This window comes from Lysinibacillus sp. RS11 (genome assembly GCF_042019215.1).
In the GTDB taxonomy this organism is placed as follows: Bacteria; Bacillota; Bacilli; order Bacillales_A; family Planococcaceae; genus Lysinibacillus; species Lysinibacillus xylanilyticus_A.
Genome location: NZ_CP168124.1, coordinates 2,367,938 through 2,380,421, shown reverse-complemented (window position 1 = coordinate 2,380,421; position 12,484 = coordinate 2,367,938). Strand labels below are relative to the sequence as shown.

The 12,484-nt window shown below is 35.8% G+C and carries 11 protein-coding genes and 1 other annotated feature; of the genes, 5 read left to right on the top strand and 6 right to left on the bottom strand.

From position 1 onward, the window contains the following. Nucleotides 1-108: 108 nt before the first annotated feature. The 3 genes from AB9L17_RS12155 to AB9L17_RS12145 all read right to left on the bottom strand — a co-directional run bounded on the left by AB9L17_RS12155 (nt 109) and on the right by AB9L17_RS12145 (nt 4,747). Nucleotides 109-1,287, bottom strand: coding sequence for a CynX/NimT family MFS transporter (locus AB9L17_RS12155; RefSeq protein WP_375200723.1), 1,179 nt, complete (start codon nt 1,285-1,287; stop codon nt 109-111). A 169-nt stretch (nt 1,288-1,456) separates the two neighbouring features. Then, nucleotides 1,457-3,130, bottom strand: coding sequence for an arginine--tRNA ligase (gene argS / locus AB9L17_RS12150; RefSeq protein ID WP_375200722.1), 1,674 nt, complete (start codon nt 3,128-3,130; stop codon nt 1,457-1,459). A gap of 174 nt (nt 3,131-3,304) precedes the next feature. Continuing rightward, nucleotides 3,305-3,524: a binding site (T-box leader), on the bottom strand. Nucleotides 3,525-3,721: 197 nt separating this feature from the next. Beyond that, the gene (locus AB9L17_RS12145; protein WP_375200721.1) at nt 3,722-4,747 is read right to left on the bottom strand and encodes a hypothetical protein; all 1,026 of its coding nucleotides are present in this window, start codon (nt 4,745-4,747) and stop codon (nt 3,722-3,724) included. Between the two features lie 285 nt (nt 4,748-5,032). On the opposite strand from AB9L17_RS12145, the gene AB9L17_RS12140 reads away from it, so the two are divergent. From AB9L17_RS12140 to AB9L17_RS12130, 3 genes are read left to right on the top strand one after another with little or no spacing between them, the layout of a single operon-like run. Beyond that, a complete protein-coding gene (locus AB9L17_RS12140; RefSeq protein WP_375200720.1) occupies nt 5,033-5,584 on the top strand; it encodes a sigma-70 family RNA polymerase sigma factor in 552 nt (183 codons plus the stop codon). Further along, nucleotides 5,565-5,960 (top strand): helix-turn-helix transcriptional regulator, encoded by a 396-nt coding sequence (locus tag AB9L17_RS12135; protein WP_068984206.1) that lies wholly within the window; start codon nt 5,565-5,567, stop codon nt 5,958-5,960. The genes AB9L17_RS12140 and AB9L17_RS12135 overlap by 20 nt, the downstream gene beginning before the upstream one ends. Next, on the top strand, nt 5,947-7,185 hold the full coding sequence (locus tag AB9L17_RS12130; protein WP_375200719.1) for an FtsW/RodA/SpoVE family cell cycle protein: 1,239 nt from the start codon (nt 5,947-5,949) through the stop codon (nt 7,183-7,185). Before AB9L17_RS12135 ends, AB9L17_RS12130 begins: the two co-directional genes overlap by 14 nt. Before the next feature lie 69 nt (nt 7,186-7,254). Here AB9L17_RS12130 and AB9L17_RS12125 read toward each other — a convergent pair whose 3' ends face one another. Then, complete coding sequence (locus AB9L17_RS12125; protein WP_068984204.1) at nt 7,255-8,109, bottom strand: excalibur calcium-binding domain-containing protein; 855 nt, start codon at nt 8,107-8,109, stop codon at nt 7,255-7,257. A gap of 801 nt (nt 8,110-8,910) precedes the next feature. Between AB9L17_RS12125 and AB9L17_RS12120 the strand changes: the two genes are divergently transcribed. After that, the gene (locus AB9L17_RS12120) at nt 8,911-9,135 is read left to right on the top strand and encodes a DUF3923 family protein (RefSeq protein WP_375200718.1); all 225 of its coding nucleotides are present in this window, start codon (nt 8,911-8,913) and stop codon (nt 9,133-9,135) included. A 332-nt stretch (nt 9,136-9,467) separates the two neighbouring features. Here AB9L17_RS12120 and AB9L17_RS12115 read toward each other — a convergent pair whose 3' ends face one another. Next, nucleotides 9,468-9,695, bottom strand: a complete 228-nt coding sequence (locus tag AB9L17_RS12115; RefSeq protein WP_068984203.1) for a hypothetical protein — start codon at nt 9,693-9,695, stop codon at nt 9,468-9,470. A gap of 281 nt (nt 9,696-9,976) precedes the next feature. Between AB9L17_RS12115 and AB9L17_RS12110 the strand changes: the two genes are divergently transcribed. Beyond that, complete coding sequence (locus tag AB9L17_RS12110; protein WP_068984202.1) at nt 9,977-11,581, top strand: ABC-F family ATP-binding cassette domain-containing protein; 1,605 nt, start codon at nt 9,977-9,979, stop codon at nt 11,579-11,581. A 153-nt stretch (nt 11,582-11,734) separates the two neighbouring features. Here AB9L17_RS12110 and AB9L17_RS12105 read toward each other — a convergent pair whose 3' ends face one another. After that, nucleotides 11,735-12,469, bottom strand: a complete 735-nt coding sequence (locus tag AB9L17_RS12105) for an SDR family NAD(P)-dependent oxidoreductase (protein WP_375200717.1) — start codon at nt 12,467-12,469, stop codon at nt 11,735-11,737. Nucleotides 12,470-12,484 lie beyond the last annotated feature (15 nt).

The window sequence follows — 12,484 nt, the reverse complement described above, 5'->3', positions numbered from 1 at the left end:
AAAAAACGACTCTTTTCTAGCTTTACTATGAAAAATGACTTATAAATCGCGTTTGAAATATTATTTATAAAAAAAAGACATGCGCATAAATTCTCGCATGCCTCAAAATTATTTTTTCTTTAGAATAATTGTAGTAGCTACTATGCCAAGCATTAACAGCATAAATATGGCATAGGTAAATGTATGATTACCCGTCACATCATAGCAATAACCGATTAGTATAGGAATGATGGCACTTATCATAAAGCCTCCGGAAAGCACCATTGATGACCAGCTATTGGCCTCCTCATCATTTTTTGCCTCGTCCAATGGTAACAATAGACCAATTGGAAATAAGCCACTTAAAACGATCCCTATTATTAATACGGCAATCCACAACATAGCACCTGAACTTAACCATAGTAGTGCAAAGCCGATAATACCTAGGATTCCTAAAGAGAAAAGCCAACCCATTCGATTCGCCCACTTTTCCATTAGTATAGGGACAGTGATATTTCCAATCATTTGAACGATCGACATAAAAGTTAGCATAGAACTTGCAGCGACAAGTGAATAGCCCTTATCCTGTATCATCGGTACTAACCAAGACATCATTGAGAAAAACAAAGATGTTTGTAAACCAAAATAAATTAAAATAGTCCAAGCACGAACATTATTCCATGGATTTCGCGCATCATTTTTACTCAATACATCTGTTTCTGATAACTCGTCCTGGTCTTTTTGTATTGTCAGTAACCAAATGACAAGAGCGATCATTGCTAGTACTGCCCAACTGCCAAGCGCCATAGTCCAGCTCTCATGAAAATGATTATAAAATGTTACTGTTAGTGCTGCACTTAATGTTGCCCCTGTTCCTATTCCAAACGAATAAATACCTACAACTGTTGTAAAACGGGTCGGGAATTTCTTTTTTATATAGGCATTTAACATTGGACCAATAAGCGCAATGGCAAACCCTGCAGCAAAGCTTGTGACAACAAGTAGTCCATAGCTTTCTTTAAAAAAGCGTAGCCCATTTGCTAATGCGATGATGATTAGTAGTAGCGTGATCGCTGTTTTTGTTCCGAGTTTCCTTTGTAAGGGTACAGCGAATGGTGCAAAGAGTCCCATACAAAACACCGGAATAGACGTTAAAAAGCTCATTTTTGTATTGGATACATGGAGTGACTCCAAAAGTACATTAAATAGTGGTCCAATCCCTGTGACTGCTGGCCGCATATTGAGTGCAACGAAAAAAATACTGACAATCACAAGTAGCGCGGAAACACGCCATTGCTTTTTCTTCATACTTTCTAAAAACCTTCTCTCTATATAATTCGAAAAATTCCACTAAAGTCTAACATGCTGATAAGACCTTAAATTTCACACTATTTCCTTGTACCATTTTTTCTAGTTGCGGTCAATTTCATGGCAATAAATGACTGAAAATGCATCTACAACGATGATATAGAAGTGCCTACATATTTTTAGGCGCTTCAATTCCTAACAATGCTAACGATTCTTTTAAAACAACAGATACACATTGACAAAATGCTAATCGTGAACTTCTTTGGTTGTCATCGACCAATACTTTATTTTGTGCATAATATTTATTAAATAGACGCGCTAATTGTAGGGCATATTTAGCAATTTGTGATGGATCAGCTTGCTCAAAAGCGTTGGTAATTACATTGGGAAACTGTTCTAGTAATAAAATGACTGGCCATGCTTGCTCACCTAATGTTTCACAAAATACTTCGTTACCGTTGTCTTCTGCTTTTTCTAAAAGAGATGAAATACGTGCATAAGTATATTGAATATATGGCCCTGTTTCTCCCTCAAAATTCATCATGTCCTCAATGGAAAACTCAATATCGTGTAGACGATCATTTTTTAAATCGTTAAAAATGACTGCACCAACACCGACCTGATGTGCGATGCTATCTTTCTGCTCAAGCATTGGATTTTTTTCATCGATATTTCGCTTCGCTGTAGCAATCGCTTCCTTCAGTACATCTGCTAATAAAACAATTTTGCCTTTACGCGTCGACATTTTTTTCCCCTCTTGCAGAATCATCCCGAAAGGAACATGCTGTAAGTCTTTTGCCCAGTTATAGCCCATTTTCTCAATAACTTTAAATAGTTGTTTAAAATGGAGAGATTGTTCATTTCCTACAACATAAAATATCTTTTTAGGGCCATATTGTTTTTGTCGGTAAAAAGCTGCTGCTAAATCACGGGTAGCATAAAGCGTAGCACCGTCTGCTTTCGTTATTAAGCATGGTGGCATATTGTCTAATTCAACGACATACGCACCATCCGATTTCACTAGCAGTTGTTTTTCTTCTAGCTCTTTCACAACAGCAGCCATTTTATCATTGTAAAAAGCTTCCCCATCAAATGAATCAAAATCAATGCCCAGCAGTTGATAAATGGTCTTGAATTCTACAAGTGATGCATCTCTAAACCATTGCCAAAGAGCTAATGTCCCTTCATCCCCATCCTCTAATGCTTTAAATGCGGCACGTGCCTGTTCATTGAGTGTGTCATCCTGCTCCGCTTCTTCATGGAACTGCACATATATTTTTAATAATTCCTTTATGGGAGCAGCTTCAATTTTTTGTTGATCTCCCCATTTTTTATAGGACACGATTAATTTTCCAAATTGTGTTCCCCAGTCCCCTAAATGATTAATACGAATTGCTTTATAGCCATTTTTCTCGGCAATGTTTGCCAAAGCATTACCGATTACTGTAGAACGTAAATGGCCCATTGAAAAAGGCTTCGCTATATTAGGGGAAGAAAAATCAAAAACTACATTTCCTTTTGATTCCTGTTGGGTTCCATATAAATTTTTTTCTTTTACTATTCGGCTAATTACCTGTTTTGTAATCATCGGCTGATCGTAAAAAATATTGACGTAACCACCTACTACTTGAACATCTTGCACTATTTCACAACTTATATTGTTTTTAATTTCGGAAGCGATACTGTGAGGCGATTTCCCTAATTTCTTAGCTAGTATAAAGCATGGAAATGCCACATCCCCTAAGTCCAATTTTTTCGGTTTCTCCAGTAAATGTTGAATTTCGTTGACAGAAAGCTCATTCTTTAATGCCTCAGCAATGCTTTTCGCAATTTGTGTATGCATGTTTTTTTCTCCTCCCAATATATAATCAATTTCGCCTTGATGGAATTGCGTCCGAAGGCTTCATTCAATGGAGTTGGAAACTCACTGATAAAGAAACAAATCCCCTTTTCATCTCTTACCTTTAGAGATAAGCGTTTTCTGCTGAATGAAGATAAAAAAAGCCCTCGTCTCTAAAATAGAGACGAGAGCATAGTTATCCCGTGGTACCACTCTAGTTGCCAAATTATATGACCACTTTCCGTTGTTAACGAGGTGACTCCCCGGTATTCTCTACTACTCATTCGAGAATCTTCTCCAAAGTGCGTTTCATTTATGGCTGCTGCATTAGGCTCACACCGTCCCTAAATCGCTTTCCAGTCCCACCATAAACTACTCTCTTTTTCATCGAATTTTTTTATTGATTTTGAAATATTTTACAGGCACAACTTTCTAAAGTCAATGGTTTTTTCTGAATTATTTGATTTAATTAAACAACGCCAAAACATCTTCTCAGGGCAATGGAGAGTATTTTTGTAATGTTTTTCGCGCAAATAAAATTTAGCTAGATTGCTCTCTTTATATTTGGGCGTTGTACTAAGCACTCTTTACTCATTAAAAATTATCAGCTGAATAGTTTACAATGACACTTTTTTCAGCCCGCCATATATTTTTAACTTTCTGTTTCGTAATGTCATAGTATGAAAGTACGCTCTCTTTAGGTATTTTCAAAATACTATAACCCTTTTCTTCATCAATCACACTAGATAAGAAAAAAAACCCTTCTTTTTTTTCATCGAATTTTACGAAGCGAATTTTCGAATAAATACCACTACGATCTAGTAAAGGCTTTACCTTTTTTGATTTAATATCTATTTCTACAACATGCGAAATAGGACTGTCTATAGCTTCATCATAGCTGATGATAACCGAATTAGCATCTGGCGCCAATGATGCTCCACTTATAAATCTCTCCACATTCGCTATATGTTTCTTTTTTTGTCCTTCAATATCATAAATATCTAAACTGTATTTGGTTGGTTGTAATTTGGTTTGATTTTTATTAGCCTCGTCAAGTTTCTTCTGATGTTCGTCCTGGGAGAAAGATACTACAATTAATTGATTATTGTTTGGGTTATAATTAAAATCTAAAACACTTCTATCCTTATTTTCTTCTTCCCAAATTTGTATTTTCTGTGTTTCAAGATTATAGGTAGCCATATGAAAATTTTTAAATTCATCTCTTAATAAGACTCTCATAAAGATCATTTTTTGTTCTTTGTCTATTTGGATAAAGTCAACGTTATTAAATACAGTGGTTAACTGTTTCATTTGATTAGTATTTAGGTCATTTTCAAATAATTGTATTGTACGATCTGATATACCATCTGCAAAATACAATTTATTATTACCTTCAGTATAAGCGAAAGAAGTATAATCTGCCGTTTCCTTACTTAATAATAATTTACTTTTATTTTGAATCTGGTCGTATTGATAAAATGTAAACATCAAGCTATTAGGATCAAAAACATTTATGTAAAGCTTAGATTCGGAAGGACTATTAGCAATTGAAAATATTTTATTACTAAAGACTATACAAATAAATACAATAATTATCAAAAAAACGAAAAAATTATTCAAAGTTTACCCCTCTTCCTAATAGTTTTGATTCTTTAACCTCTCTAATGGCGGTAATTCTATTAGATTTTTTCCATTGGTTCATACTTCTATTAATGTACCCCTCACATTAAACATCTAGAACACTTTCCAAAGGCTCGCAACTCCTATCAAAAATCCTATGAAATGATTGCCTATCCTTCGATTCAATTAAAAATGAAGTAGTATCGATGATTTTTTATATAATAAAAACAAAACCGGTACTATTTGGCAGTCGTCTAATGTATGAACAGGTAAGGAGGGATGAAAATGGAGGAAACGATTCAAATAAGCGCATTATCACGAAATTCGGTGATTGAGGAGCTAATGACAGACTATGGTCAAGAAGTTCTACAGCTCGTTTATACATATGTACATGATGCGGCCCTTGCTGAGGATTTAACACAAGAGATTTTTATAAAGTGCTATAAGGCCCTTCCTAGCTACCGAGGGAAAGCTAGTATGAAGACTTGGTTGTGGCGTATTGCTATAAATCATTCAAAGGACTATCTCAAGAGCTGGTACAAGAAAAACGTTGATGTTACCGAAACGAATGTGTTAGCGGAAACACTGGAAACGGATAATTTGTTAGAACAGGTCGTTCAAAATAGTGAGGACGAGGCATTGTTTGACCTTGTGATGGCACTCCCTGTTAAGTATCGTGAAGTGATTTACTTTTATTATTTTGAGGAGTATTCGGTTCAGGAAATTGCCAGTATTTTATCAATGAATAAAAACACGGTGAAAACGAGACTTCATAAGGCACGTACTTTGTTACAAAAAGCGTTAGGAGGGAATCCATTTGACGGAAACACGTTTTAAACAAGCGATGAAAAATCACTTTAAAAAAGTGCAGTTTACAGAACAACATCGGGAAGCGATACGTAAAGGCATTCATGAGGAATTTTCTGATCAAATGCTATTATCAATGCTACAAACGACACGCACAGGCTATGAGCTCACGCAGCTACTTTATACTAACAACAAACAGACAGTCCATTTAAATGAAGGGATGATTTATGCCATGCTTCATCGCCTCGAACAACAGCAGCTAGTCGTTAGTGAATGGCAGGAGAACGAAAAACGATATGTACTTTCTAATAAGGGCGTCAAGCTATTGACAAAGCTTAACAAAGAAACGCACAAACTCCCTTCTATTCAGCAATTACTGAAGGAGGCACGCTATGCGAACGATTAAGGACTATATTCAACACGTAAAGGGACATATTCGCAATAAGGAGGCACATGATTCGGTTGAAAAGGAGTTGACGTATCATTTAGCGAAGTCGAAGCAGGCTTGGCAGGAAAATGGATACAACGATACCGATGCGGAACATCAGGCGGTGCTTGAAATGGGTAATGCAACGAAACTTGGTATCTCGCTCAATCAGATACATCAGCCGAAAATCGATTGGCTACTAGTTATTCCATTTGTGCTGGCAGCAATGTGTAGCTTCTTACCGCTCCTGCCGGCAGAGCTCTCGTTACGAGATTTTATCATACGTAATTTCGTTATTGTTATTGCTGGCATTGCTGTGGCAATTTTCTTAATGCGATTCGATTTTCGCAAGCTAGAGCGCTATTCAACGCATATGTATATACTTGCATTTCTTTTGTTTCTCATTGTCTTAAATGGGAACGAAGCGATCAATGGTGTAATTTTCTTTAAAGCAGGTCCTCTTGAAATTCAAGGTTGGATGACGTTGCCTCTCTTTTTAATTTCTTTTGCTGGGCTTTTCGCTAAACAAAAAAAATCATTATGGTTTCTACTTATTCTTTATGCGATAGGCGTATATTTTTACTTACGATTATCGGACATTTCTTTACTCAGTACCTATACAGCGATTGTTGCCACATTATTTTTTACAAGCAGCTTTTCTCGTAAGCACAAGCTAGCCATTACTGCAGCATTTAGTTTTCTATTTGTTGTTTTTATCGGATACTTAATGGTTGCGCCATTAGAACCGTATCAGCTTGCACGAATGAAGACGATCTTTACACCAGGTTTAGAAGATTCTTCTAACGTACTATTTATTTCAACTGCGATGAAGGACCTCACTTGGTTTGGCTCCAGCAGTCAAACATTTGCGGGTGGAGCACATACTGATTTTGTATTACTCACGATTTTACAATCATATGGGATTATTGCAGGAGTAATCGTTTTATGTATTCTTGGCTTCATTATTTATCGTATAGCACACACACTAGGTTTCATTCATAACGAATATGGTCGTTTATTAATTATAGGTGGGCTTGCCTTTTTAACAACACAAATTGTCTACCAAGTATTCATGTTATTTGGCCTTGTACCCGTTATGTCAATGCCAATCCCATTTATTAGCTATGGTCTTTTTCCAATGCTCCTAGGAAGCGTTGCTATCGGCTTGACGCTGAGTATTTATCGAAGAAAATCATATATTTAAAAAATCGAGCATTATTAACTTAAATAATTGATCAAAAAAAAGCTACCCAATTACAGGTAGCTAATTTTATTATCTTTCACAAGCCCATCCATCTCCATCACGATCATGCTTTTTTTCATAAGCTGGGTGATCGCTACCTACTCCATTTGGATGATCCTTACGAAGTTCTGTACAATTTTTATATTTTGACTTACTTCCGTTTGAAGGTGTTGATGAGCCACTTGAACCATTACTAGTTTTAGCCGACGGATTTTTAGAAGTTAAATGTGAATCTATTACATAACCTCCGTACAGTGGCGTTGTTACAAATGACCAACCAGCAATTGTAGAATGAACTAAAACTTCTTCGTTTTTCGAAAGTTCTCCGATATTATCTCCAGAAGGACTAGCGATATTTCTAACAACAAGACCTTGTGTTACTACATATTTTGTTGTTGGTTTAGATTCACTCATAAAACTTGTAGTAGCATAGCCAATGACATTACCGTATTGTACCAATGACCATCCGTTTCCAACAGAACCGAAGTCTTTCACAACCATTTTATGTTGTAGAGTCGCAACTGTTTTTCCTTTCAATGATGGTGTTTGTTTCACTACCAAACCACTTTTAGAACTAGCTATCTGAATACCGTATAGAGCATCATCAAGTGCAATATCAGCTATATAGCCATTTACTATTTTCCCATCTTTATTTAGATAGGATATACGTGAAAATGTACCATTATGTCCCTCGCTGATTTGTGTTACAAGCGTTCCTTCTGTCACAGTTCCTAATACTTTTGAGGATGCATCGGGTTTTTCATATACTTCAATAGATGAACTTGTAATAACTTTAACTTCTTTAAATGAGCTCGCATCAGCTACCTCAAAATTGAATGCTAAAAGTAGCATAACGAATAATGCTGCGATTGTTTTCAGTTTCATTGTTTCCTCCTACTATTTATGTCTAGTATATTTTTTGCTATCTTTCTTTTTGCGTCTGTTTGAAAATAATGTAAGAATACTTATCATAATAACTATACGTATTTCGAAATGAAGTAACTCAGCTATTTGTCACAAGCCAATCCATTTACCATTACAGTCAGACTTTTGTTAAAATTCCCCTCCTTCAAATTCATTATACATAAATAATTTCCAAAATTGGTGAATTAATCAATAATTTTCAAATAACTAGGACAAATCATTAATTTTATGATAAACATTCATTCAATAATGTTTATAGACTATGGAACATATTTCATGATGTACTATCGAGTTAACGCAGAATTGGATTAGAAAGTGCTGTCATCTAACTATATCGAGGATTTTTGGGTGCTTGAATAACAAAGTCTTGCAAGAACTAATTTAAAAAACAGACATAAATGAAATATTTAAGATTAAGGAACAGATAACTACTCTTGGTTGTCTGTTTATTGCATTTATTTTGTGAATGATAAGAAAATCAGTCTTAAGGCTGAGTGGTAGCACCGACTCAAGTTCGTTTCCAATAAAAAGAAGAAGAATTATAATTAAACCATAAAAGGAAAAATACGAAAAAAGATTGCGATTCGTCACCAATAGTCGAAAGTGACATTTGGTTAAAGAGCGTATGAATTTTAGAGTACTAAGTGATTTCGTTCCTGGTTTCTCCAAAGTGATTACAGGAAGCACCCTAGAAAGTGCCCCGCTGGAACGGAAAACAACTCTAATTTATGGTGATGAACCAAATACAATTATAGAAAGAGGTTGATTATTATTAAAATCATGTGGTGGGCTATAAATATTGTGTGGCTAATTATTTTTGCTGTTGGAGCAATATTTATAGGAGTAAGAGAAGTCGATGCTGCAGGAGTAGCTCAAACGCCAGAAATTAAAATGATATCATTCGCAGTTTTGGGTATTGTATTTATAGTGGTTGTACTGTTTCAACTGATTTTTCTTTATTTTGTTAGAAAAAGTACAACGCAATAATTCGATAAAAAGATTATTTTGACTCAACGGGGTTATAGTTTTTTAAAGTCACTTCAAGTGGCTTTTTTATATGCACTAATGTACTGTAAGTATTGCATGACACGAACACAATCACAGAAAAACTAATATTTGCTGACTTAGGAGCAATGCCTAAACAGCTCCAACTGTTTGATGCTACGCTAACAAATCAAGGTGAATCAGTACTTGCAATATGTGCATCTGTTAAAAGAACGAAAACCCTTTTAATATCTTTCCTTTTTCTATATCCTACTCGATCTTTCAAGACATAATAAAAAGCCACACCTGATTGAGATGTGACTAAATACATTGGATTAATCAAATGTTAAAACATCTTTTTCTACTACTACCTTATAAACATCTTTCGTACTAATAAAAATCGTTTTATAATTTTCTGTCTCCGTAAATGAATACCAGGGTTTCTCATTGAATCTATTCGACATTTCTTCTGTAAATGTTTCTTGTTCAATATTTGTCTTGATTTTATAATCTTCTTCACGACCTTCGTCAAAGTAAAACTTCATTTTATATTCATACTCCATTAGTCAACACCTCCATTCACCTACACGATAGTATAAATGGAATGTACTATAATTATACAAAGAGACGACCGATTCAGTAGCACACATACAAGCGTGCATGCCTTTGATGATACGTTTTCAATGTATTGCATCATACGCATACTGTTAAGGTAATTTATCTTGGTGTAATTCGTACTGTAAATAGTTTATATAACGTCAAACGTTGATTTAATAATGTTTATAGACTATGGAACATATTTCATGATATACTAGGTGCATTGTGAAAAAAAGGAGGAACTTGCATGATTCAAGTAAGTAATGTAGGTCTTCGCTATGGCGATCGTAAACTATTTGAAGACGTAAATATAAAATTCACACCGGGGAATTGCTACGGTTTAATCGGAGCAAATGGTGCTGGTAAATCAACATTTTTAAAAATTCTTTCTGGTGAAATTGAAGCGCAAGAAGGTCACGTATCAATGGGTAAGGACGAACGTTTATCAGTCCTTAAACAAAACCACTTTGAATACGATGAATACAATGTATTAGATACAGTTGTTATGGGGAACAAACGTCTTTGGGAAGTAAAAGCTGAAAAAGACGCAATCTACGCAAAAGAAGACTTTTCTGATGAGGATGGCATGCGTGCTGCTGAATTAGAGGGTGAATTCGCTGACCTAAATGGTTGGGAAGCTGACTCAGAAGCAGCAACATTATTAAACGGGTTAGGGATTGGCGACGAGCTTCACTATATGCTAATGGCTGACCTTGAAGGTTCTGACAAAGTCAAAGTATTATTAGCACAAGCTTTATTTGGTAAACCAGACGTTCTATTACTAGATGAGCCTACCAACCACCTTGACTTAAAAGCAATCCAATGGTTAGAAGAATTCTTAATTAACTTTGAAAATACGGTTATTGTTGTATCCCATGACCGTCACTTCTTAAATAAAGTATGTACGCATATCGCGGATTTAGACTTCTCTAAAATCCAATTATATGTTGGTAACTATGACTTCTGGTATGAGTCTAGCCAATTAGCACAAAAAATGATGGCAGACCAAAACAAGAAGAAAGAAGAAAAAATTAAAGAGCTACAAGCATTCGTTGCTCGTTTCTCTGCGAACGCTTCGAAATCAAGCCAAGCGACTTCTCGTAAGAAAATGTTGGATAAAATCGAGCTTGACGACATTAAACCTTCTAGCCGTAAATATCCATTCATTAACTTCCAAACTGGACGTGAGATCGGTAACGATGTGTTAACAGTGGAAGGTCTTACAGCAAGCAATGAAGGCGAAACACTATTTAAGGATATTCGCTTTTCAATGAACAAAGAAGATAAAATCATTTTACTTGGTAATCCAATGGCCAAAACGGCTCTTCTTGATATTTTAATGGATGAAAGAAAAGCAGATGCTGGTACGTTCAAATGGGGCGTAACAACTTCTCAAAGTTACTTTGAAAATGATCACGATAAATACTTCGAAGGTTCAGAGAAATCATTAGTTGAATGGTTACGCCAATACTCTCCTGATGATGAAACAGAAAGCTTCTTACGCGGCTTCTTAGGTCGTATGCTATTCTCTGGTGAGGAAGTAAAGAAATCCCCTTCTGTACTATCAGGGGGAGAAAAAGTACGTTGTATGTTATCTAAAATGATGCTTGCCACAGCAAACGTTGTTTTATTAGATGAACCAACGAACCACCTTGACCTTGAATCTATTCAAGCACTAAACGAAGGACTTATGCGCTTCAAAGGTGCGATGCTCTTCACATCTCATGACCATCAGTTCATCCAAACAATTGCGAACCGTGTCATCGAAATCCGTGAAGACGGCACAATTTTAGATAAACTATTAACTTATGATGAATTCTTAGAGTGGAAAGATAGCCAAGGCTTAAACTAATGCACAAAACAGGGTTCTCCTATTCAAAAAGGAGAACCCTGTTATTTTATGAAGTAAATGAATCATGTTGAACTATGAATGATTGTATTTGAGTAACTAGTACCTTCAATCTTTTAATCACTACTTCCCCGCTTCCATAGATTGTCATCCTTCCTACATATATAACCCGCCATCTACCGCAAGCACTTGCCCCGTAATATAACTTGCTTCTTTACTTGCTAAAAAAGCAACGGCAGCAGCTATTTCACTTGGTTGCCCCATACGATTAATCGGCTGATTGCTAATTTCATAATTGACACCTTTTGTGATGCCTGTTTCAGTAGCCCCTGGTGCAACAGAATTACACGTGATATGAAGGGTCCCTATTTCTTTTGCAACCCATTTGGTTAACGCAATGATGCCACCTTTTGATGCAGCATAGGCTGGGCCCGATCTTCCTACTGTTTCGTTCCCAGAAATAGCACCGCCATTCATACCTGAAATAGAGCTAATATTGATAATTCGTCCATATTTTTGTTCTTTCATATGCGGATACACTACTTTTTGAATAAATAAAAAGGTACTCTGTAAATTTGTTGAAATATCGCGTGTCCATTCTTCGAGTGTCATTGTTTCCAATGAACTTCTACCGCACGTTCCTGCATTATTTACTAAAATATCAATTTTGCCAAAATGCTTGATTGTATTCGTAATGACCTCATTGATAAAGGCTTCAATATTGATATCACCATTATGTTCAAAGAAATCACCTGTAAGCTGCTGAATCGTTTCTGTACATGGATTTTTATCTACTAGAATTGTACTTATCTTTCTTTCTGATAGAGCAATAGCAATTGCCTGTCCAATACCACTTGCAGCCCCTGTAATAATTGCCACTTCTTTTCCCATTTGTTTCACCCCTAA